The organism is Pseudomonas sp. Sample_22, assembly GCF_004307635.1.
Taxonomy (GTDB): Bacteria; Pseudomonadota; Gammaproteobacteria; order Pseudomonadales; family Pseudomonadaceae; genus Aquipseudomonas.
The window spans coordinates 16,587-39,833 of the sequence record NZ_RCNY01000090.1 but is presented as its reverse complement, the minus strand read 5'-3'; the positions used below and the strand labels follow the sequence as shown (position 1 = coordinate 39,833).

The following is a 23,247-nucleotide window of genomic DNA, read 5'->3' as shown; positions in this document are numbered from 1 at the left end:
ATCACTATCAGCAGACCAAAAACCTGCTGGTGAGCTACGACATCAATCCGCTGGGTTTCTTCTGATCCGGCGCGATATCGCGTAACGGCTATCGCGGGCAAGCCTTGCTCCTACAGACCGCGCAAATCTGTAGGAGCCGGCTTGCTGGCGATGGCATCCGCAAACACACCGCAAATCATCGCCCTGCCGCCCTGGCACGGGCTTTGCGTGCCCGCATTACACGCAACCGCAGCGCCCGAAAGTCCACAAGCTCAAAAAAAACCAGAGAGGACTTATGACTATTCCTTCCACACAGCTCAAACCCACACTCGGCACCCTGCATTTATGGGGCATTGCCGTCGGCCTGGTGATTTCCGGCGAGTACTTCGGCTGGAGTTACGGCTGGGGCACCGCAGGAACCCTGGGCTTTCTCGTCACCGCGCTGATGGTGGCGACGATGTACACCTGCTTCATCTTCAGTTTTACCGAGTTGACGACGGCGATTCCCCACGCAGGCGGACCATTTGCCTACAGCCGCCGGGCCTTCGGCGAGAAAGGCGGATTGATCGCCGGTATCGCCACCCTGATTGAATTCGTCTTTGCGCCCCCGGCCATCGCCATGGCCATCGGCGCCTACCTCAACGTGCAGTACCCGGAACTGGACCCGAAGCTCGCGGCAGTCGGCGCCTACTTCATCTTCATGACCCTCAATATCCTCGGTGTCGGTATCGCGGCTGCCTTTGAATTGGTGGTCACCGTGCTGGCTGTCGCCGAACTGCTGGTGTTCATGGGCGTGGTTGCGCCAGGGTTCAGCTTCAGCAACTTCGTGCTCAACGGCTGGTCGGGTTCCAATGAGTTCACGATAGCGTCGATTCCCGGCATTTTCGCGGCCATTCCCTTCGCCATCTGGTTCTTTCTCGCCATTGAAGGCGCGGCCATGGCGGCCGAAGAAGCCAAGGACCCAAAACGCACGATTCCCCGCGCTTACGTCAGCGGCATTCTGACCCTGGTGTTCCTGGCCATCGGTGTGATGGTGATGGCCGGGGGTGTCGGCGACTGGCGTCAACTGTCGAACATCAACGACCCGCTGCCCCAGGCCATGAAAGCCGTGGTCGGCAACAATTCGACCTGGATGCACATGCTCGTGTGGATTGGCCTGTTCGGCCTGGTGGCTAGTTTCCATGGGATCATTCTTGGCTACTCGCGACAGTTCTTCGCCTTGGCCCGCGCCGGCTACCTGCCACGTGGTCTGGCCAAGCTTTCGCGGTTCCAGACCCCGCATCGGGCGATTCTCGCCGGTGGCGTGATCGGCATCGCCGCCATCTACAGCGATGGCCTGGTCAACCTGCAAGGCATGACACTGACGGCCGCGATGATCACCATGTCGGTATTTGGCGCGATCGTGATGTACATCATCAGTATGCTGAGCCTGTTCAAGCTGCGTAAAACCGAGCCGAACCTGGAACGCACCTTCCGTGCACCGGGCTACCCGATCGTACCGGGCATCGCGCTGTTTCTGGCCGTGGTGTGCCTGGTGGCGATGGCGTGGTTCAACACCTTGATCGGGTGTGTGTTCCTCGGCTTCATGGCCGCCGGCTACCTGTATTTTCAGCTGACCGCACGGCAACGTTCAGAGGCACCGACGGACGCTATGCTCGAAGGTATCTGAATGCACCGACGCCGGGCGCACGCCCTATTTGTGAGCGCCCGATTCCTGTAGGAGCGAGACTTGCCCGAAGGGCATGATGCGGTGTGACTGAAACGCTGTGTAATCGTTTTTCGCGGGCAAGCCTCGCTTCTACGGGTCATCAATTAACCAGGAGGACAGCATGGCCGTTTATGTCCATTGCGTCGGCGCCCAGACCTATCGCTTCGATAGCCTCAAGGAAGTGATGGCCAAGGCCAGCCCGGCGCGGTCCGGGGACTTCCTGGCCGGTGTCGCCGCGCTCAATGATGGCGAACGCGTCGCCGCGCAAATGGCGCTGGCTGACATCCCGCTCAGCCACTTCCTGCAGGAAGTGCTGGTTCCCTACGAGGACGATGAAGTCACCCGCCTGATCATCGACACCCACGACAAGCAGGCTTTCGCCGTCGTCAGCCACCTCACCGTCGGCGGCTTTCGCGACTGGTTGCTCAGTGATGCCGCCGACGAACAGGTCCTGCGCGCCCTCGCCCCCGGCCTGACCCCGGAAATGGCCGCGGCCGTGTCAAAGATCATGCGCGTGCAGGATCTGGTGCTGGTGGCGCAAAAAATCCGCGTGGTCACCCAGTTTCGCGGCACCCTGGGCTTGCGCGGGCGCCTGTCCACACGCCTGCAACCCAACCACCCGACCGACGAACCGGCCGGTATTGCCGCGAGCATTCTCGACGGTCTGCTGCACGGTAACGGCGATGCCATGATCGGCATCAACCCGGCCACCGACAGCATCGCCTCAATCTGCGCCATGCTGGAAATGCTCGACGCGATCATCCAGCGCTACGAGATTCCGACCCAGGCCTGCGTGCTGACCCATGTCACCACGTCTATCGAAGCGGTCAATCGTGGCGTGCCGCTGGACCTGGTGTTCCAGTCGATCGCCGGCACCGAAGCTGCGAATGCGAGCTTCGGTATCAATCTGAATGTACTCAAGGAAGGTTATGACGCCGGATTGAGCCTCAACCGCGGCACACTCGGGCAAAACCTGATGTATTTCGAAACCGGCCAGGGCAGCGCCCTGTCGGCCAACGCCCACCATGGCGTCGATCAACAAACCTGCGAAACCCGGGCCTACGCTGTCGCGCGACACTTCAAACCGTTTTTGGTGAACACCGTCGTAGGATTTATCGGTCCGGAATACCTCTATAACGGCAAACAGATTATTCGCGCCGGTCTCGAAGATCACTTCTGCGGCAAGCTGCTGGGCGTGCCGATGGGTTGCGACATCTGTTACACCAACCACGCCGAGGCCGACCAGGATGACATGGACACCCTGCTGACCTTGCTGGGCGTGGCCGGGATCAACTTCATCATGGGCATCCCCGGCTCCGACGACATCATGCTCAATTACCAGACCACGTCGTTCCACGATGCGCTCTATGCCCGGCAGACCCTGGGGCTCAAACCTGCGCCGGAGTTCGAACAGTGGCTGGCGAAAATGGGCATCTTCACCCAGGCGGACGGCCGGGTTCTGTTCGGCAACAGCCTGCCACCGGCCTTCCGCCAGGCCTTGGCGCAACTGGGATGAGTGTTGATATGGAAAAGCCGCCTTACGACCCGCACAACCCATGGCTGGAGCTGCGACGCCTGACACCGGCGCGCATTGCCCTTGGCCGTACGGGCACCAGCATGCCCACTCGCGCGCAGCTGGACTTTCAATATGCCCACGCTCAGGCCCGTGATGCGGTGCACTTGCCGTTTGACCACGGGGCATTGCGCTCACAACTGAGCGAGCGCGGGCATGCAAGTCTTTTGCTGCATAGCGCGGCCGTTGACCGCAACAGCTATTTGCAACGCCCCGATCTTGGGCGAAAACTGAGCGATGCGTCGGCCCAGGTTCTACGTGATCACGCTTCGGCCAATCCGGGCGGAGTCGACCTGGTGATCGTGGTCGCCGATGGTTTGTCAGCGTTGGCCGTTCATCGCCATACGCTGCCGTTTCTGGCGCGACTGGAGGAACAGGTTCGCGCCGAAAACTGGTCCGTCGCCCCGATCGTGCTGGTGGAACAGGGCCGCGTTGCTGTCGCCGATGAAGTCGGCGAATTGCTGGGGGCGAAAATGACCGTGATCCTGATCGGCGAGCGCCCAGGCCTGAGCTCGCCAGACAGTCTGGGGTTGTATTTCACCTATAACCCCAAAGTCGGCCTGACAGACGCCTATCGCAACTGCATCTCCAATGTGCGCCTGGAAGGCTTGAGCTACGGCATGGCGGCACACCGTTTGCTGTATTTGATGCGCGAGGCCTGTCGGCGGCAGTTATCCGGGGTCAATCTGAAGGACGAAGCGCAAGTCCAGACCCTGGAGTCAGACGCCGGCGCAGACATGAAGGGAAATTTCCTACTAGGCCCGCCGGATGCCTGAAGCGCTTGCGCGTTGCACTTTCGTTCCAGTTTCAGGCAGGATCGGCTCGCGGCTGCCAGGATTTCCCGTTGCCGTTCAAGCACGCAAGACAGCCACTTGAAGACGAGACCTACCATGCGGATTATTCAAGCGACCCTCGAACACCTGGACCTGCTGACCCCGTTGTTCGTCAAATATCGCGAGTTTTATGGCTCCCTGCCGTATCCGGACTCGTCCCGGGCGTTTCTCGAAAAACGCCTTCGTCGCAAAGAGTCGGTGATCTACCTGGCCCTTTCCGATGATGACAACAACAAACTGTTGGGCTTTTGTCAGTTGTACCCAAGCTTCTCTTCGCTTTCGCTTAAACGCGTGTGGATCCTCAACGACATCTACGTCGCCGAAGACGCACGTCGCCAGCTGGTCGCCGACAATCTGATTCGTACCGCGAAGAAAATGGCCAAGGAAACCAATGCCGTGCGCATGCGGGTGTCTACCAGCAGCAACAACGCAGTGGCGCAGAAAACCTACGAATCCATCGGATTCAAGGAAGATACCGAGTTCAAGAACTACGTATTGCCGATCAGCGACGAGCTGTAAGGTCGCTGCAGCGGGGTCGATCTCTGCCATGCAGAGGATCGACCCCTGAGGCCGTCAATCCATCCGATGGAATTTTCCCGCCCCCTCAAACTCAAGGGTTCAGGGTGTGTTTGTGTGAGTTATTAATTGTCACCAGACTTGCGCACGTTCAACCGACATGCCCCGCTACAATCTCGACGCGCTTTTCACCACTCAACTCGTATAATGCCGATCTTTCCGGCTTGTAAGAAAAACTACGTCCGTTCGTAGGCTTTCGCGAAGTCATCCGCACAAGGCCCGCTGACCTGGACCGTTATCACAGGTGCTTTCCATGGATTTCAACCCGCTCGACCTAGTCCTGCATCTCGATGTCTACCTCGATTTGCTGGTAACCAATTACGGGCCATGGATCTACGCCATTCTGTTTCTGGTGATTTTTTGTGAAACCGGCCTGGTGGTCATGCCGTTCCTGCCGGGTGATTCGCTGCTGTTCATCGCCGGCGCAGTTGCCGCAGGTGGCGGCATGGACCCGGTGCTGCTGGGTGGCCTGCTGATGCTGGCGGCGATATTGGGCGATAGCACCAACTATGTGATCGGACGAACGGCGGGCGAACGCTTGTTCAGCAATCCGAACTCGAAGATCTTCCGCCGCGACTATCTGCAACAAACCCACGATTTCTATGAAAAGCACGGCGGTAAAACCGTGACCCTGGCGCGCTTCCTGCCCATCATCCGCACCTTTGCACCGTTCGTCGCGGGCGTTGCGCGGATGCCGTACCCGCGCTTCTTCGCCTTCAGCGTGCTGGGCACCATCCTTTGGGTCGGCGGTCTGGTCACCCTCGGTTACTTCTTCGGCAACGTACCGTTCATCAAGTCGAACCTGTCGTTGCTGGTGGTCGGCATCATCCTGCTATCGCTGGTTCCGATGATCATCGGCGTGGTGCGCAGTCGCTTCGGCAACGCAGCGTCCAAAGCTCACACGCGCTGATCCTCGATGTGGTCCCTGAGCGCCTGGCGTCGCCGGCGCATTCTGGCCAGGCACCCGATTGCCGACGATATGTGGCAACGGGTGCGCCATCACCTGAGCTTTCTCGACGGCATCACCGCGGCCCAGGACCAATGGCTGCGTGAAGCCTGCGTGCTGTTCCTCGAAGACAAACACCTGACTGCCCTGCCCGGCGTCGAATTGCATCAGGAGCAACGCCTGTTGCTCGCCGCCCAGGCGCAACTGCCGCTGATGAACCTGGGTGATCTGAACTGGTACCAGGGCTTTCACGAAATCATCCTCTACCCCGACGACTTCCTCAGCCCCCAGCGCCACCGCGACGCCAGTGGCATCGAACACGAATGGGACGGCGAGCACAGTGGTGAAGCCTGGCAGCAAGGGCCGATCATCCTCGCCTGGCCCGGTGTGATGGCCAGTGGTGGCTGGGAAGGCTACAACCTGGTCATCCACGAACTGGCGCACAAACTCGACATGCTCAACGGCGACGCCAATGGCCTGCCACCGCTGCACGCCGACATGCGCGTCAGCGCCTGGGCCAAAGTCATGCAGGACGCCTACGATGACCTCGACCGGCAGCTGGAACACAACCCGGACGCCGAGACCGCAATCGACCCATACGCCGCCGAGAACCCTGCCGAGTTCTTCGCCGTCACCAGTGAATACTTCTTCAGCGCCCCGGATTTGCTGCACGAGGCTTATCCACAGGTGTATGAGCAGTTGCAGCTGTTCTACCGCCAGGATCCGCTCGGAAGATTGAAGCAACTTCAGGCGCATGATCCGGTCTATCAGCCACACGACTAAGGTCTACACGACTTCTGGTCCATGGCGTCGGCGTAGGAATATGCCTATAATCGCCGCCACTTTTTGGTCAATCCGGCCAAGTGTTTTTGGTCAACTAACGGGGGCAACGCCCAATGAGCTACAGCAAGATTCCGGCTGGCAAAGACCTGCCGAACGACATCTACGTCGCGATCGAGATTCCGGCCAACCACGCGCCGATCAAATACGAAATCGACAAAGACAGCGATTGCCTGTTCGTTGACCGTTTCATGGCCACCCCAATGTTCTACCCGGCCAACTACGGTTACATCCCGAACACCCTGGCCGACGACGGTGATCCCCTCGACGTGCTGGTCGTGACCCCTTATCCGGTTGCACCAGGTTCGGTGATCCGCGCCCGTCCGGTCGGCATCCTGAACATGACCGACGACGGCGGCGGAGATGCCAAAGTCATCGCCGTTCCACACGACAAGCTGTCGCAGCTGTACGTCGACGTGAAGGAATACACCGACCTGCCTGCCCTGCTGATCCAGCAGATCGAGCACTTCTTCGCGAACTACAAAGATCTCGAAAAAGGCAAATGGGTGAAGATCGAAGGCTGGGCCGGCGCAGACGCCGCCCGCGAAGCGATCACCAAGTCGGTTGCTGCCTACAAAGGCTAAGCCGCCGCGGTACGCTTCTGGCGACCCGCTTCAAGAAAAACCCCGGTGATCCGGGGTTTTTTGTGGGCACTTGAAAAGCATCACTTAAACGCCTTGTTTAATAGGGCTCTGTTTTGGTTTTTTCTTGTTTAATTTTCGCCGTTTACGTCTTACATCAAGTCTTAAATTTCCCTCGATTTTGAACGGCTCGTTTATTCAAAGCCTTATTCCGCCTCCGTAGACTCGTGTTTATGAAAAAGAACACTAGCGGCCCACGCTTTCGAGCGCTCCTTCGACTTGCCAACATCACGACATCCGGTTTTGCCGAGTTTTTGAACACGGCACCACAAAATGTCCACAACTGGTACACCCGAGGTGTGCCCGCCCACTGCCTGGAAGAAGTCGCCACGCGACTTTCCGTGAACAGGGAATGGCTGAAAACCGGTGAAGGCCAGAAAGATGCCCGGCATCTGCGCGTGGCCGACGAGTCGGGCAACGTCTTCGACGCCCAGGCCATCCGCGGCGTCTATACCGTGGTCGAACCCACCGATGTCGACTTGCCGTTCTACAAGGAAGTCCCGACGACCACTGACCCCAACAAAACCCACGTCGTCGAGGACCGAGAAGAGTCCATACGCCTTCCCCGCAGCCACCTCGACTCCCTGGAAATCAACCACTGCGACGCCATCTGCGCCCGTATGGTCGGCAACAGCATGGCCGAGAAAATCGAAGAAGGTTCGACGATCGCCATCGACCGGGGCCTGACCCAAATCGTCGACGGCCAGATCTACGCTGTCGAGCACGACGGCATGCTGCGCATCAAATACCTGCACCGAATCCCCGGCAACGCCCTGCGGATGCGCAGCCACAACAGCGGCGAGTATCCAGACGAGATCCTCAGGCGCGAACAGATCGAAGAACAGAACTTCAGGGTGCTGGGCTGGGTGTTCTGGTGGTCGACGCTGAACAAACGCAGGCCGGAGGTGCCGTTCCTGTAAAAGATCAGCAATCGCGGATGTCGATCGCATCGCGAGGCTCTGGTCGGCACCTTCTACTGGGAATTTCCATCAAACCTGCGTATGCTGCGCCCCACATTTGCGCATCGACCCGCCCCGCGGCTCAGATCGCACCGACAAGGCAGATGACTTTCTCGCCGAGTCCCGCAGCCGGACGCAAGATCCGGGTGTACGTTTTGAAGGCTGGCGCGGTTTACCAAAAATGATCCAAGCCAGTCCCCGAGAAGCCGGCCACAAGCCGGCTTTTTAATGCCTGAAAAACAGCCAACTGAACAATTCAGCACAAGCAGCGCCGTCATCCCTCACGGATAACTAAACCCCTTAACCAACGTCAACTCCCCCACCGCCCTCATCGGCACCAGAAAAGTCTCCATCTTCTCGCTAGGCGTCCCCTCCTCCGTAATCACCGTCACCTGCGCCGTGGTCAGCGGTTGTACCGCGTCTTCCTGTCCTTCTTCATCACTGCGATAACCACCGCCGAAATAGTTCACATAGACCAGATACTGCCCTTTGATCGGTGCGGGCATGGCGAAGATTTCCGGGCCGTAGCCGGTGGTGACGTCGACGTCGAGGGCGGCGCCGTTGGCGACGGCGCGATCGCCGTACCAGATGTGGGCGCCGTCGGGGGTGATGAGGTGCAGGTCCAGGTCGGTGCCGTCGCTGTCCCAGGCCAGCAGGACGCGGAGTTTGGCCGGGGTGGCGCCGCCGCTGGCGTTGAGGAATTGCGTGCGTTGGCGTTGTTGGCCGTCGGGGCTGCGGACTTCGACGCTGTTGCTGCCATTGGGAAAGGAGAACGGGCGATCGAAGCGACCGGCGGGGTCGATCTTCAGGGGCATGCTCACGCCATTCACGACCAGGCGACCGGGCTCAGCGGATTTGGGCGTTGCGCTGATCTGACCGCTGATGCGTGCGGTGTTGGCCTGCCCTGCCGGGGTGTTGACCGAAGAGGCCGGGTAATTGACGGTCTGGTGGAAACTCTCGCCTTCACCTTCAGGCGCACCGGTTCGCCAGCCACCGTTTGGCGTGTCGAGTTTGATGCCTTGCGCCATTGCCAACGGCAGTGCCGTCAGCGAACAAAGCAACAGCAAGACCTGTGGATAACGAAGTGTCATGGTCTATTCCAGCAAAAGGTGGCGGGCGAGCCCTTCGATGTAGGTTTCATCCTGGCCGTTGGGGTGAGCTTCAAAGGCCAGGTGCAGGTATTCGTGGGTCAGGTCGAGGCGATCCTGCAAGGACAGTGCGCCGCGCACGTAGATGCGCTGGCGTTCGCGGTCGACATAGGGTCGGCCGAATCCCAGGCGGCAGACTGCAAAGGTGCTGACTTCGCTGTAACCGGCCTCGCTTTCCAACCGCATACGCCAGCCACGCCGTTGTTTCTGCAGCCAGTCCTGCGCCGCGGGCAAGGTTTCGCAGGAGGCAACGGGGTTGTCCCAGCGACTGAGGCTGGCACGCGGATAGGCGTGCAGCAGGATGGCGTCGTAGCGCTGGCCGGCGTTGGCTTGTTCCACGGCTTGTTGCCAGGAGAGTTTGTCCGGGCCGGGTTGGTCGGAGTGGTAGGTGACGCCGGTGCCGGCAAGCACGAGGTCGTTGGTCCATGCGGCGATGTTGCGCGCCTCGGTGGTGGCCGGACGTGGGGCGACTCGTTGCCGTTGGCTGCTGTCGTCGATGCTCAGGCATTCACCGTTACGCGTGGCGTTTTGCAGCAGGTAGGTACGGATGGCGACCGCCAGGGCCTTGGCGGCCTCGACAGGTTCGGCAGCGGCTTCACGCTGTAGCACGCGGGCGACGTATTCCTCGCGGTCCAGACGCGCGACGATCTTGTCCTTCAACAAAAACAGTTCACCGTTGCTGTGGATATCGAGCTGGTTGCCGTTGCTGAATTCGACGCGAAAGTCGCCTTGCATCGGCCCGGAAGCAACAACACGATCTCCCGCCAGAACGCGCCCGATCGGATAGCGTGAAAACAGCTCCACCTCGACACATCGCCCAGGATCCACCGGCCAATCAACCGGCAACACCGAAGCCAAGGCTTGAGCGTAATTGCGCAGAACCCTCTGACTGGTCCCCCGTCCACCCGCCCAGATCGGCGTGCCCTTCGTCGTCCAACCGGCGAACCCGCCCTGACGCGACGAAGGATCATGTTCATCCAACCAACTCCAGGTTTTCACCCGCAAGCGGCCACCGAGTTCGCCCACGACGTTGCCGTCGGCGGCGTTCAACACCACGTCAAGCAACACCCGCCGCGCCTGATCCTGTGCGGGCAGCACGGCCAGCATTTGCAGCAACTCCACTACCGAAACACGTGTGGACGGTTGCATCACAGGCAAATCAAGCAGCCACTGCGGCGCTTTGCGCGCTTGCCAATACTGGCGCCAATCCGCGGCGGAAATGCCCAATCGCGCAGGCTCGAAGTACAACCCGCAGGACTTCACCAACGCCTGATCGCGTTCGATCCTGCCACCCGCAGTACAGCAATAAACCTCTTCTTTGGACTGCCCGCGACATTCATACGCAGGTTCTCGGGCACCGGTATCGACCAGCCAGCCGTAGACAAACAACTTCCACAAACTACCCAAAGGCGCCTGCAATGAGTCGGGCAACGGCTCACGGGCGATCACCCGGTTCCCGCTCAACGACAATAATTCGCCTTCGAATCCCAGTCGCAGCGGGGCTTTCTGCGCTGTCGCCAGCGCAGGGATCAAACACAGCAGCCACCAGAGCAAACGTCGGGTCATGTCAGTTGACCGTGATCTGACCAAGCGCCGGTTTCTGTTCCTGGGCCTGATGCTGCGGTGCATAGACTTGCGTGAAACGCACCGGCGGTAGATGGAATTGGCCTTTTTGCGAGAAGCGCACCAGATGGCGCAGCCGCAGCTCGCCACTCAAGGCATCCACTGGAATCGCGTAAGCCATCTGACCCGGCTCGAAGCGCGCCTTCTCCAGCGCCGTCGGTTCGGTGCCGGCCTTACCCATCAACTTGATGCCCCACGTGGTGCGCTCGACATCCGCGCCCGGCGGCAACGGCACTTCGATCATCCCGTATCGCAGCGGCCTGGCGGCTTTGCTGGTGATGATGATTTCGTCCAGATACAGGCTGTCGCTGGACAGCGGCTTGCTGCCCACCGCTTCGAGCTTGAAAGTGAATGCAGCGTCACCCGGCACCAATCGCGACAGGCGACGAGTGATGGACACGGCCATCGGCTCGACGGCCGGTTGCCGGGTCTGGAAGCTCAATGCCGCACGCAGCGGACGCTCCTGAACACCGGACAGCGACAACACACTCGGCACCGGCGTCGCGCCCTGCCACGTCCAGTACATTTCACCCGTGACACTGTGTTGCTTCTTCCAGCCCTCTCCCGGCGCCAGTGCGATGGTCGGCGAAGCCTGCTCGATACTGCGTTGCAGCCAGCTCAGCGCCAGTGCCCGTTCAAGGGTCGATTGCTGCGGCAACAGCCGTTGCAGCAGCGCCTGCGCACGGAGCTGATCGAACGGCTGCAGCGACAGATTCAGCGCTTCGGCAAACGGCTGCGAGCTCACAGCCAAGCGTTGCTGCGCATCGGCCAAATGCCGATTGAAGGCCTCCGGCAGCGCGACCTTCGATTGCCTGGCCAGCGACGCGGTCAACACCCGCGCCGCCGCCAGCCCCAAGGCCGAATCCGGATCGCTCATGACCAGGCTGTCTTCACCGCCCTCCATCAAGTTCGCGGCAACGCCCTCGCCCGCTTTCGCCAGATCGTCCATCAACCCGCTGAGCAAGGTGTTGATCGGCAACTGCATCTGTTTGGCGAATGACAGAATCAACGCCCGCTGCAACAGCGGCGTGTTGTTCGCCTGCTTGGCATACACCTCCAGCACCCGCTGCCAATGCTCCGGTGGCAGGCTCAATTGCAGCACCTGGCTGGCGTGCCAGTCGGCGAAATAGGCGTAGGCAGTCAGGAACGCATCCGGCTCACCGTCCATGCCCCACCAAGTGAAACTCGCCGAAGGCCCGGCCATTTGCACCAGGCGCAAACGGCTGTTCTGCATGATCAGGCGCAAGCGATCGCGGATCTGCGGATTCGACGACAACGTCGGATACGCGATGCTCAGCGGCAGCAAGCGACTGGCGGTCTGCTCGACGCCGCCGTAGGGATAACTCAGCAGATCATCGAGCGCCGAGCGGAACAGCGCTTGCGGACTGTCGTCCAGACGCAGGCGAATGTCCGTGGCGTCCGCCGGCAACGCCAGCGGTGTATCACCACTGGCGACATCCAGGCTTTGGCTTTGTGTCACTTGCCAACCTTCGCCGGTCGCGCTCAAGTGCACAGCCAAGGCATCGACGGTTTTGCCGTCCTGCACCAGTTCCGCGGCCCACTCGCCCGTGCCCAAGGCAAACGTCGGTAACGGGATGTAGTTGATGCCGCTGTTGAGCGTGACGGCGATGCGCTGCTCGGCGCCCGCGTAATGTGTCACCAGCTCAGCCTTGACCGGATCTTGCGACTGACTGAAAGCAAACACACCGAGATCGGGTTTGTCCCCAGTGCGGAATTTGCCGGGTCCGCTCCACTTCAGGTACAGCGGTTTTTCCGAGCGCACGAATTGCTTCTTCTGCCCCACCGCACCGTCGTCGGCGATGGCCCGGGCGGTAATGCGCCAGCGGGTCAACGAGTCCGGCATCTTGAAGGTGAAGCGGGTTTTGCCGTTGGCATCAGTGAGCAGTTCCGGTTGCCACGCGGCGGTGTCGACGTCTTCGCGCCGCGGCCGTTCCAGCACTTTCACCCCGCGTTCACTGCGATTGGCTTTGCCCGGCGCACCGGGGCTGCCCGGCAGCGCGACGTCATAGCTGATGAACGACAGGCTGGCACTGGTGCGCACATTGTTGCGGCGTGGGTGATAGAAGAACTGGTCGATGCTCGGTGCCACTTCCGGTTGCAGGGCATAGACCATTTCGTCGACCACACTGACCGTCAGATGCGCGGGGATTGGCTTGCCGGCGAACTGCGTCGTCAGCTCCACCGATACCGTTTCACCCGGCTGGTAGGTGTCTTTGTCGGTGGTGATCGCCACGTCGATCTGCGGCGTAATCACTTTGATGCCGGCGTTCTGGAAGCTGTACTGCCCGCCCTTGGTGTACAGCACCGAGAACGTCAGGTTCGGGGCGAAACCGTCCTTCACCGGGATGCGCGCGCGGTACTGGGTGTCGCTGAGTTTCTCCATCTTCAGCCAGTCGCCGCCCTTGGACAGCAGCGCGGTGGCTTCGACCTTGTCGCGCTCCAGCGACAGCAGCGCATCGTTGATCGGCTCGGGGAAGGTGATCAACGCCAGTGCTTCATCGCCGGCCTTGTACTCGGGTTTGTCGAGGACGATTTCGACGGTTCCCGGCACAGCCTTGACTCCGTCGCCGGTGACTGAATGACCGGTGGCGCCGAGGGTTCGGCCGTGGTCGTCCCTGAGCGTCAGGTTGTAGGTGCCGGGACGATCGAAGGCCAGGGTGAAACCTTTGTCGGTGGCCGCGAGCTTACCTTCGCCGCTGCTCTGGTCTTCCAGACGAACCCAGCCATAGCTGCTCGGGGTGACCGCTGCCTTCTGCTCGCTTTCGATGACGTAGCTGAACGCAACCTTGTCGCCCACCGCACTGAAGCGCTGCGGTGCGCTCAAGCGGAAATTCGCGGCGCCTCGGTCGATGAGGATTTCCTTGGTGGTCTTGACCCGATACGCCGCGCCATCACTGGCGAACACGGTGAGCATGTAGCGGCTCGGTTTGTCGGCGGCGGGCAGGTCCAGGGTCGCGTTGCCCTGGGCGTCAGTGGTCAATTCGGTGCTGGTCAGTTCCACCGGGAATTGCCCGAGGTATTGCAGTTCGTTGTCGACCATCGACAGTTGCTGGGCGCGCAGGCTCAGGGTCAACTTGGCATTGGCCACCGGTTTGCCGTCCGAGTAGAGCAACACCAGACTGCCCTTGACCGGCTCGCCGGTGCGGTAATCCTGCTTGGCCAGATTGAGGGAAATTTCGAAGTGCGGCTTGATGTATTCAGCCACGCGGAAGGCACTGCTGTAAGCCTGATCCTTGTAGCTGAAGCGCAACTCGTATCCACCGGCCACGGCGTTGTCCGGCAGCTGGAAACGGCCCTGGGTGCCGGCCTTCGAATCGAGTTTCAAGTCCAGGGTTTGCAGGGCCGTACCGGTCGCATCCAGCACCGTTACGTTGACGTCGGCAGCGCTTGGCTGCACCGAATCCCGGGCGTTCTTGAATTCACGGCCAACGATTTTCAGCGACACCCAATCCCCCGGCCGATACAGCGGCCGGTCAGTGAAGGCATAGAGTTTGGTGTCGTAGATTTCGCTGTCGTAATAGAAGTTTTCCGAGACAAAAACCCCGCCCTCTTCGTCCTCGCCAATCACGAACGAACGCTCGGGGCTGACGTGTTTCAAACGCAGCAAACCATCGACATCGGTAGCACCGCTGCTCATCACGCCCAAACCGTCAGTCCACAGCACATTGACCTTGGGCACCGAACTGCCTTGGTGTTTGCGCGCGGCCCACACCAGTAATTCATCACCGGCAATCTTGCTCACCGCCACGGTGTTGGAGACGAAGACCATGGTGGTCGCGCGGTACTTGCCGATCAGCGCCTCCACCAGGTACAGACCCGGCTTCAAGTTGCCCAACGGGATGTAGACGTTGCCCGGTGCGACGCTGACGAACTCACTGGAAGAGCCCGCCAGATTCACCCCTTCCGGTGGCTGGATCGGCTTGGCCTGCCACAGCGGATAACGGAACTGGCTGACCACCTGCAGGCCCGGAATCAAGGCAAATTGCGGTTGCGCGTCGTAGGGTGTCGGCGCGGCCATGGCAGCGCCCATTTTCAGTTCCGGCACTTCCTCGGTGACTTGTTTGCGCGACTCGTAGGAGAACGCCCGCTGCATCACCCGCCGCGACTTGCGGTACCAGTTATCCCACAGATAGGCGAGCGTGTTGGACAGCCCTTCGCCCTTGAACTGGCCGTCGCTGACCACGCGGTGCAGGTTCTTCTGGCGCTTGAGAAAGTCCAGCGGCTTGTCGATGCGATACACGCGAATGTCGGCACCGCCATAGGGCTCCATGCGGAAGCGGCGGTAGTCGCGGCCCGGCGCTTCGAGGCGCACCATCGTCTGTTCATCACTGGCAAAACTGCTGTCGGCCAACAGGAAAAAGCTTTCACCGGATACCGGCGTGTAGCCGCTGGGCTCGACGGTGTCTTGGGCGTTGACTGCCGAGAACGGCAACATCATGACCAACAACAGAGACAGAAAACGCAGCATGCGGGCACCGGTCATTGGGAGAGAAAATTCAGTCGATAGACGCCGATGAAGTTGGGGTTGGCTGCATCGGGTATCCATCGGGTGTCCTTCCATGTCATGAGTTGTTGCAGGCTTGCCGAACGCATGCCGTTATCGGTGGGAGTGGTGGTGCCGGTGTGATAGGCGATGAAGCGCCCCATCCAGATCATCAGGTGCTGGTCGTCGCCCTGATCGAAGAACATCAGGTCGCCGGGGCGCGCCTGGGACACATCGCGGCCGACCAGATGACTGTTGAACTGGATCAACTTGATCGCGTTGACGTACGGCCCGACCTTGCCGCCGCCCTGTTGCCATTGCTGGGCGAGGCTGCGCTGGGCGTCGCTCAGCTGCAGCTCCGGCGGCAGGTAGCGATTGGACAGGCCATTGCTGCGCAGCCATTTGTCGTCGTGGACTTTCAGCGCTTCGTTGGCGGCAAAGCGCACCAACCCGGCGCAGTCCTGTTGGTACCAGCGCGGGCTCGGGCCTTGGCTCAGTTGTTCCTGGGCGATGCGCACGAACCATGCACGGAACACCTGGGATTGCTGCGCATCCAGCGCCGGTGCATCGAGCGCCCGGGCACTCGCGCTCAACAGCAAGGCAAGCAAGCCGAGACTGCGGACCCACCCATTCACAGCGCTTTCCACTCCAGCGGCAACCATTGCCAATGACCGTCCGGCTCGCTGCCTTCGGGCAAGGTCAGGGCATATTTGCCGTAGCCGCCGAGCGTGCGCAGTTTGGGGATCAGGTAGGTTTGCGCGGCGTTGTAGAACACCGGTTCCATGTCCTGCGGCAGGCTGTCGAGGGTTTCCTGCTGGATCAGCTGCGCCATGGAGTCAGGGCCGAAGTAGATCGGCATCAGCAGGTCTTTGGGCAACACGTCGGCCATCGGTGGGAAGCGCTTGTCGAGGGTGCCGAGGGCCTTGTCCACCAATTTGTCGTCGAGGGAAAACAGCAGCGTTGAACCATGTCGCGCAAGGCTTACACGCATGAACGCCTTACCGCTGATGGCGTCCGGATGTTCTGCATCCTTGGCCGCGTAGGGACCGAAACTGGAGCTGACCTGACGCTGCCATTGATGGCTCTGGCCTTGCTGTTTCTCCACCACCGGGAACACATGCTCATCGACCTTGCTTTCATGGGCGCCGACCATCGAACCGAACAACTTGCCCAGATCGCCATCCATGCTGGCGCTGTCTTGATCCTTGAGCCCGGCCACCAGCAGCGGTGTGTACAGTCGCGAATCGGCATACCAGCAAAGCCCTGCCGCACCGGCCATGTGTTCGGTCAGTGCTTGAGCCGCGCGCTCTTCGGCACCGAGTTTTACCAGCAACGGTTTTTGTTGTTCGGCCGCCAGCGGCAGGGCGACGCACGCGCTCGCGCCCATCGGCATGGCTTGCCAGACCGGTTTGAAATCGAAGTCTGGCTGATTCTCCAGCTCATCCATGGCGAGGAAGCTGTGCCAGCCTTTATCGTCCATGTCGAAACGCAGACCGGCGAAATTCGGGATGAAGCGCTGATAACCCATGGCCAACACGCTGGCGTTGACCGACAGCCGTTGCTTTACCTCGGGCGCACGGGGTGGCAGACCGAAAGCTTCGGGAAACAGTTTTTCGCCATTGAGCAAAGCGGCGATGGACTGGGTCGAAACGCTGCCGGCTTCCTGTGCCATGCCACTTTGCGGGTCATAAAGCTTGGTCGGATTCGACAGCACCACGAGTTTGTCGCCATGGGAAGCGAACACCAGCGCCTTGCTGGCGTTGTAGGTGAGCTGATACAGCTCGACGTTATCGGCGCCGACTTTCACCTCTGCGATTTTGCTCAGTTGCGAATCATCCAGCGCCACTTTCGCCAGCGGTTCCAGCACCTTGGCCAGGCCGCCGCGATCCATCACCAGCAGGAAATCCCTCAGACGCCCATCCGCCCCGCGCCACAGCGCGACATCTGCCCGCTGGTCGAACAGTTGCTCGATCAAGGAGTCCTGCAGTTTCAAATCGTGTTCATAAATGATCCGCCGCAGGCTGCCGATCAGGCCAAGACGATCGGCGTGGGTTTGGTAATAGAAGACGAAGTCTTCAGTCAGGGTTTCCTTGAGGAACGGCACGGCCAGCAAATCCTTGGGCAATTGGCTCAAGGAGTGGGTTTCGAGCAAGCCATCGGGGCGGCTCATGCCAAGTTTTTCCGCCGCCAGTTGCGGTGCCGGGGCTGTGCTTTTTTTCATCAGCCAGCCCATGCCGGCAGCCACAGCGGCGACCAGGCACAGCCCGAGCACAATGACCGGCCAACGACGGGACGGTTTGGCGCTCGGTGTATCGGCAGCCGGAGAAACAGTGTTATCGCTCATTTCACAAAACCCGATGTCATCCGTGGTGCGGGATGTTTAATAGTTGAAAGTCTTGACCAGCAGCAGGTCACCGATGGCCCGCAGGGGCACGATGAAGCTCTCGCGTTTTTCGTCGACGGTGTTTTCGTTGAGCACCAGGTTGATCTGCGAAGTGATCACCTCGTTCTGGTTGCCAGCCTCATCGAAGTTATAGCCGCCGCTGCCGAAGTTGCCCCAGTAGTTGACGTAAACCAGATAGGTGCCATGCAGCGGTGCGGTCATGGTGAACATTTCCGGGCCGGGACCGTCGACACCATCGGGGTCGAGGCCGCCGCCGTTGGTCAGCGCCGAGTGCGCCCAGAACGCATGCTGGCCGTCAGGCGTGATGATGTGCAGATCGAGTTCGGCCTTCGGATCATCCCAACCCAGCACCACACGAATCCGTGCGGGCGTGCGCAGGTTATTGGCTTCATAGAATTGAACGCGCTTGAGCGACTGGCCTTCGGCACTGCGCACTTCGACGCTGTTGGAGCCGGCACCGAACGCATACGGCCGGGCGAAACGACCCTGGTCGTCGGTGTACAGGTTCAAGGGATTGCCATTGACTGCCAGCGTGTGTGGCCCGCGTTGCGCACCGATCGCCTTGAGCTGGCCCTGGATCATCGTGCGATTACGCTGCACACCCCGGTCGATGGGCGGTGTGGGATAGGCGACCTGCGGGTTTTCACTACGGTCGAGCAAACCGTTGAAACGCCAGCCACCCACCGGCTCCGAAAGCTCGGCACTCGGCGCGGCCAGCGCCGAAGCGCAAGCCAACCCGATCAGCAGCGAAAGAAATGAACGCATGTGATGCCTCCTGCCATGCATGACGAAACCTTGCGCCAGATCCTCGGCGCGTTACAGATGGGGGTACTGCGTTTCGTCTGAAAGACCCGTGAATAACCGGTCGTCGATGGCGCGAAGGTTAATCGCTCGGTCGCTTTCTAACAATCGGATACATCTGAAATTGCAGCAGCATCAAGCGGGTGGGTGGACGGTGAGCCGAATAAAGATCATATTCGGCTCACTATATGAGCCGAATAGCATTTCTAATCGGCTCACTCTTTATGGAAGTTGAATGCATGGTTCCCCACTGGATCTGGCAACAGCCCGATTGGCCAAGTTTCACCTGGCATGCCGAGCGTTTGGCATCGTTGCTGCGCGAGTGTGTTCAGGCGCAAGGTCGATTGACTGGAATGATCAGCTCCGTGGGCAACTCGCTCAGTGCACAGAGTGAGCTCGATGCATTGCTGCAAAACATCGTTACCTCTTCAGCGATTGAAGGTGAGCAGTTGAATGTCGGCTCGGTACGATCTTCTCTGGCGCGGCGTCTCGGTCTACAGATGCACGAGGGCGACCCCATCAGCCAACGCAGCGAAGGTCTGGCGCAGTTGATGCTCGATGCCACGCAGCATTTTGCCGAACCGCTGACCCTTGAACGGCTGCTTGATTGGCATGAGTGGCTGTTCCCCGATCAGGACAGCTCATTCTCCGCTCAAAGTATCCGCGTCGGCGCATTGCGCGGCGATGACCCGATGCAAGTGGTGTCCGGGCGACTCGACAAGCCCATCGTCCACTTCGAAGCGCCGCCCCGCAGGGGCCTGGAACGGCAACTCGAGACTTTCCTCGAGTGGTTTGAAAGCAGCTGCCATGAGGTCGGGCTCGATCCACTGTTGCGCGCCGGTATCGCGCACTTCTGGTTTGTCACGCTGCACCCTTTCGACGACGGCAATGGTCGCCTGACGCGAACCCTCACCGACCTTGCCCTGGCGCAAGGCGAGGCTCAGGCCATTCGTTTCTACGCCATGTCGGCGAGCATTCTCGAGGACCGCTCCGGCTATTACCGCGTATTGGAAACCAGCCAGAAGGCCACGTTGGACATCACCCATTGGCTCGAGTGGTTTCTGCAAACCTTGCTGCGCAGCTTGCAGCAGGCGATGGTGCGAATCGAGTCGGTGCTGGGCAAGGCGCGTTTCTGGCAGGCGCATCGGGAATCAGAACTCTCCAGCGAGCAGACCAAAGTACTGAATCGTTTACTCGATGGCGGCGAACGTGGTTTCGAGGGCGGAATCAGCGCGGCTCAGTATCAAGCCGTAGCGAAGGTTTCCAAAGCCACCGCAACCCGTCATTTGGCTGAACTGCTGGAAAAGGGTTGCCTGGAACGACTGCCCGGCGGCGGTCGCAGTACTCGCTACCAAATTCACTATCCTGATCACTCCCCCCTCTAAGCGCTGCCGCAGGCTGCGTCTACAGGGGTTTGTATCATCTGTGAATTTGCCCATACCCCCCCTATCTGCTAGTGTCGCGCCGGTTTAACGTCAACCGGAAATCGCCGCCATGGCCCGCAAAAAAGCTGCACTGGATTTCGAACAATCCCTCGCCGACCTGCAAACGCTGGTGGAACGTCTGGAGAATGGCGAATTGTCGCTGGAAGATTCGTTGACCGCTTTCGAGCAAGGCATCGGTCTGACCCGCGATTGCCAGGCGGCGCTGGCGCAGGCTGAGCAGAAGGTTCAGGTGCTGCTTGAGCGTGATGGCGAGCTGGCCGAGGAACCCTTCGACGCGGACCAGCCAGAATGATTGCAGCGTATTCGGCGACCAGCCAGGCCCGGGTCAATGCGGCTCTCGAAACCCTGTTCATCGCCCCGAGCCCTGAGCTCGCGCGGCTCTACGAAGCAATGCGCTACAGCGTGATGAACGGCGGCAAGCGCGTGCGTCCATTGTTGGCCTATGCCGCCTGTGAAGCGCTTGGCGGAAAGGCCGAGCAAGCCAACGGCGCGGCCTGCGCAGTGGAATTGATCCACGCCTATTCGCTGGTGCATGACGATTTGCCGGCCATGGACGATGATGACCTGCGTCGCGGCCAGCCCACCACCCACAAGAAATTCGATGAAGCCTGCGCGATTCTCGCCGGTGACGGTTTGCAGAGCCTGGCGTTCAGCGCCCTGCTCGACCCGCGCCTGAGCCATGCAGAAGCCGACATCCGCCTGCAAATGGTCACCGCACTGGCCCAGGCTGCAGGCCCGGCCGGCATGGTCGGCGGTCAAGCCATCGACCTGGGCTCGGTCGGCCTGAAGCTCGATCAAAAAGCCCTCGAATACATGCATCGGCACAAGACCGGTGCCTTGATCGAAGTCAGCGTCAAACTCGGCGCCCTGGCCAGTGGCCGTGCCGAGAAGGACGAACTGAAATCCCTGCAGACTTATGCAAGGGCTATCGGCCTGGCGTTTCAGGTTCAGGACGACATTCTCGACGTCGAAAGCGATACCGAAACCCTCGGCAAACGCCAGGGTGCGGACATTGCCCGCGACAAGCCGACCTACCCGGCCCTGCTCGGCCTCGACGCGGCCAAGGCCTACGCCCTGGAACTGCGCGATCAGGCCCTGCATGCGCTGCGACCGTTTGACGCGGCGGCCGAGCCATTGCGTGACCTGGCCCGGTATATCGTCGAGCGCCGCAGCTGACGGCGTTTGCGCCAAAAAATACCAACGCGTGGGCAGGGACCGATGCATCAGGTAAACTGCCGCATCTTTTATACCTATAACGATTCGCCTGATGCCCACGACGTTTCATGAGATTCCCCGCAAGCGCCCGACCACGCCCCTGCTCGACCGCGCGAACACGCCGGACGGCCTGCGCCGGTTAGGCGAAGCCGAGCTGGAAACCCTGGCCGATGAGTTGCGCCTGGAATTGCTCTACACGGTCGGCCAGACCGGTGGGCATTTTGGTGCCGGCCTGGGCGTGATCGAGCTGACCATCGCGTTGCATTACGTTTTCGACACCCCGGACGACCGGTTGGTGTGGGACGTGGGTCATCAGGCTTATCCGCACAAGATCCTCACCGGTCGCCGCGAGCGCATGGGCACCCTGCGCCAGAAGGACGGCGTTGCCGCTTTCCCGCGCCGCTCCGAGAGCGAGTACGACACCTTTGGCGTCGGCCACTCCAGCACCTCGATCAGTGCCGCGCTGGGCATGGCGATTGCCGCCCGCCTGCAAAACAGTGATCGCAAGGCCATCGCTGTGATCGGTGACGGCGCACTGACGGCCGGCATGGCGTTCGAAGCGCTGAACCATGCGCCGGAAGTGGACGCCAATATGCTGGTGATCCTCAACGACAACGACATGTCGATCTCGCGCAATGTCGGGGGTTTGTCGAACTACCTGGCGAAGATTCTTTCCAGCCGCACTTACGCGAGCATGCGCGAAGGCAGCAAAAAAGTGCTGTCACGGCTGCCCGGCGCCTGGGAAATCGCCCGTCGTACCGAAGAGTACGCCAAAGGCATGCTGGTCCCCGGCACGCTGTTCGAAGAGCTGGGCTGGAACTACATCGGTCCGATCGATGGCCACGACTTGCCGACCCTGATCGCCACCCTGCGCAACATGCGCGATCTCAAAGGCCCGCAATTCCTGCACGTCGTCACCAAAAAAGGCAAAGGCTTCGCCCCGGCGGAAGTCGACCCGATCGGTTACCACGCCATCACCAAGCTTGAGCCGCTGGACGCCCCGGCCGCTGCGCCGAAAAAAGCCAGCGGGCCGAAGTATTCCGGTGTGTTCGGCGAATGGCTGTGCGACATGGCCGCTGCTGACCCGCGCCTGGTCGGCATCACGCCGGCGATGAAGGAAGGCTCCGACCTGGTGGCCTTCAGCGAGCGTTTCCCGCTGCGCTACTTCGACGTGGCGATTGCCGAGCAACACGCGGTGACCCTCGCAGCCGGCATGGCCTGTGAAGGCGCCAAACCGGTAGTGGCGATCTATTCGACCTTCCTGCAACGCGGTTACGACCAGTTGATACATGACGTGGCGGTGCAGAACCTCGACGTGCTATTCGCCATCGATCGCGCCGGGCTGGTTGGCGAAGACGGCCCGACCCACGCTGGCAGCTTCGATCTGTCTTTCCTGCGCTGCATCCCCGGCATGCTGGTGATGACCCCGAGCGATGAGAACGAACTGCGCAAAATGCTCACCACCGGTCACCTTTACGAAGGCCCGGCGGCGGTGCGTTACCCGCGCGGCAATGGCCCGAATGCGACTATCGAAAAAGACCTCGAGCCCATCGAGATCGGCAAAGGCGTGGTTCGCCGCCAGGGCAGCAAAGTCGCCCTGCTGGTGTTCGGCGTGCAACTGGCCGAGGCGCTGAAAGTCGCAGAGAAGCTGGATGCGACCGTGGTCGACATGCGTTTCGTCAAACCGCTGGACGAAGAACTCGTTCGCCAGATCGCCGCGAGCCATGAGCTGTTGGTGACCATCGAAGAGAACGCGATCATGGGCGGCGCCGGTGGCGCAGTCAGCGAGTTCCTCGCCCGCGAGAACATCCTCAAGTCGATGCTGCACCTGGGCTTGCCAGACATCTACGTCGAACACGCCAAGCCTGCGCAAATGCTGGCTGAGTGCGGGCTGGATGAGGCCGGAATCGAAGCTTCGATTCGCACGCGCCTGCAACTGCTGAACACCTCAATATAAGACTTACGCAAAACCCTGTAGGAGCGAGCCTGCTCGCGATAGCGGACTGACAGTCAACCGATTCTCTGACTGACATACCGTCATCGCGAGCAGGC

General features: G+C 60.6%; 18 protein-coding genes. 12 read left to right on the top strand and 6 right to left on the bottom strand.

Annotation, left to right across the window (positions count from 1 at the left end; genetic code table 11):
* The first annotated feature begins 274 nt into the window (after window positions 1–274).
* The 8 genes from eat to D8U73_RS26465 all read left to right on the top strand — a co-directional run bounded on the left by eat (window position 275) and on the right by D8U73_RS26465 (window position 8,016).
* Window positions 275–1,648 (top strand): ethanolamine permease, encoded by a 1,374-nt coding sequence (gene eat / locus D8U73_RS26500; RefSeq protein ID WP_130906189.1) that lies wholly within the window; start codon window positions 275–277, stop codon window positions 1,646–1,648.
* A 160-nt stretch (window positions 1,649–1,808) separates the two neighbouring features.
* Window positions 1,809–3,203 carry an ethanolamine ammonia-lyase subunit EutB gene (locus tag D8U73_RS26495; RefSeq protein WP_056855827.1) on the top strand — a complete coding sequence of 465 codons (1,395 nt, stop codon included), beginning with the start codon at window positions 1,809–1,811 and terminating at the stop codon, window positions 3,201–3,203.
* Between the two features lie 8 nt (window positions 3,204–3,211).
* A complete protein-coding gene (eutC, locus tag D8U73_RS26490) occupies window positions 3,212–4,036 on the top strand; it encodes an ethanolamine ammonia-lyase subunit EutC (protein ID WP_056855828.1) in 825 nt (274 codons plus the stop codon).
* Window positions 4,037–4,150: 114 nt separating this feature from the next.
* Window positions 4,151–4,612, top strand: a complete 462-nt coding sequence (locus tag D8U73_RS26485; protein WP_056855829.1) for a GNAT family N-acetyltransferase — start codon at window positions 4,151–4,153, stop codon at window positions 4,610–4,612.
* Window positions 4,613–4,922: 310 nt separating this feature from the next.
* Window positions 4,923–5,579 carry a DedA family protein gene (locus D8U73_RS26480; protein WP_056855830.1) on the top strand — a complete coding sequence of 219 codons (657 nt, stop codon included), beginning with the start codon at window positions 4,923–4,925 and terminating at the stop codon, window positions 5,577–5,579.
* A 6-nt stretch (window positions 5,580–5,585) separates the two neighbouring features.
* A complete protein-coding gene (locus tag D8U73_RS26475) occupies window positions 5,586–6,398 on the top strand; it encodes a M90 family metallopeptidase (RefSeq protein WP_056855831.1) in 813 nt (270 codons plus the stop codon).
* A 113-nt stretch (window positions 6,399–6,511) separates the two neighbouring features.
* Entirely contained in the window at window positions 6,512–7,039 is a 528-nt protein-coding gene (gene ppa / locus D8U73_RS26470) for an inorganic diphosphatase (RefSeq protein ID WP_007990564.1), read from the top strand.
* Between the two features lie 230 nt (window positions 7,040–7,269).
* Window positions 7,270–8,016 (top strand): S24 family peptidase, encoded by a 747-nt coding sequence (locus D8U73_RS26465; RefSeq protein WP_056855832.1) that lies wholly within the window; start codon window positions 7,270–7,272, stop codon window positions 8,014–8,016.
* 320 nt (window positions 8,017–8,336) lie between these two features.
* Here the strand turns inward: D8U73_RS26465 and D8U73_RS26460 are convergent, their stop codons facing one another.
* From D8U73_RS26460 to D8U73_RS26435, 6 genes are read right to left on the bottom strand one after another with little or no spacing between them, the layout of a single operon-like run.
* Entirely contained in the window at window positions 8,337–9,146 is an 810-nt protein-coding gene (locus tag D8U73_RS26460; protein WP_130906188.1) for a DUF2135 domain-containing protein, read from the bottom strand.
* A gap of 3 nt (window positions 9,147–9,149) precedes the next feature.
* Window positions 9,150–10,769: a DUF2300 domain-containing protein gene (locus D8U73_RS26455; RefSeq protein WP_130906187.1), complete on the bottom strand. Its 1,620-nt coding sequence runs from the start codon at window positions 10,767–10,769 to the stop codon at window positions 9,150–9,152.
* A 1-nt stretch (window position 10,770) separates the two neighbouring features.
* A complete protein-coding gene (locus tag D8U73_RS26450; protein ID WP_130906186.1) occupies window positions 10,771–15,330 on the bottom strand; it encodes an alpha-2-macroglobulin in 4,560 nt (1,519 codons plus the stop codon).
* On the bottom strand, window positions 15,327–15,992 hold the full coding sequence (locus tag D8U73_RS26445; RefSeq protein WP_130906185.1) for a DUF1175 family protein: 666 nt from the start codon (window positions 15,990–15,992) through the stop codon (window positions 15,327–15,329). The genes D8U73_RS26450 and D8U73_RS26445 overlap by 4 nt, the downstream gene beginning before the upstream one ends.
* Complete coding sequence (locus D8U73_RS26440) at window positions 15,962–17,674, bottom strand: DUF2138 domain-containing protein (protein WP_130906184.1); 1,713 nt, start codon at window positions 17,672–17,674, stop codon at window positions 15,962–15,964. Before D8U73_RS26440 ends, D8U73_RS26445 begins: the two co-directional genes overlap by 31 nt.
* 36 nt (window positions 17,675–17,710) lie before the next feature.
* Window positions 17,711–18,499, bottom strand: coding sequence for a DUF2135 domain-containing protein (locus D8U73_RS26435; RefSeq protein ID WP_130906183.1), 789 nt, complete (start codon window positions 18,497–18,499; stop codon window positions 17,711–17,713).
* Between the two features lie 275 nt (window positions 18,500–18,774).
* On the opposite strand from D8U73_RS26435, the gene D8U73_RS26430 reads away from it, so the two are divergent.
* The 4 genes from D8U73_RS26430 (at window position 18,775) to dxs (ending at window position 23,152) form a co-directional block, all read left to right on the top strand.
* A complete protein-coding gene (locus tag D8U73_RS26430; protein WP_130906182.1) occupies window positions 18,775–19,920 on the top strand; it encodes a Fic family protein in 1,146 nt (381 codons plus the stop codon).
* Window positions 19,921–20,029: 109 nt separating this feature from the next.
* Window positions 20,030–20,272, top strand: a complete 243-nt coding sequence (locus D8U73_RS26425) for an exodeoxyribonuclease VII small subunit (RefSeq protein WP_007894317.1) — start codon at window positions 20,030–20,032, stop codon at window positions 20,270–20,272.
* Complete coding sequence (ispA, locus tag D8U73_RS26420; protein WP_130906181.1) at window positions 20,269–21,156, top strand: (2E,6E)-farnesyl diphosphate synthase; 888 nt, start codon at window positions 20,269–20,271, stop codon at window positions 21,154–21,156. Before D8U73_RS26425 ends, ispA begins: the two co-directional genes overlap by 4 nt.
* A gap of 91 nt (window positions 21,157–21,247) precedes the next feature.
* Complete coding sequence (gene dxs, locus D8U73_RS26415) at window positions 21,248–23,152, top strand: 1-deoxy-D-xylulose-5-phosphate synthase (protein WP_056855840.1); 1,905 nt, start codon at window positions 21,248–21,250, stop codon at window positions 23,150–23,152.
* Window positions 23,153–23,247 lie beyond the last annotated feature (95 nt).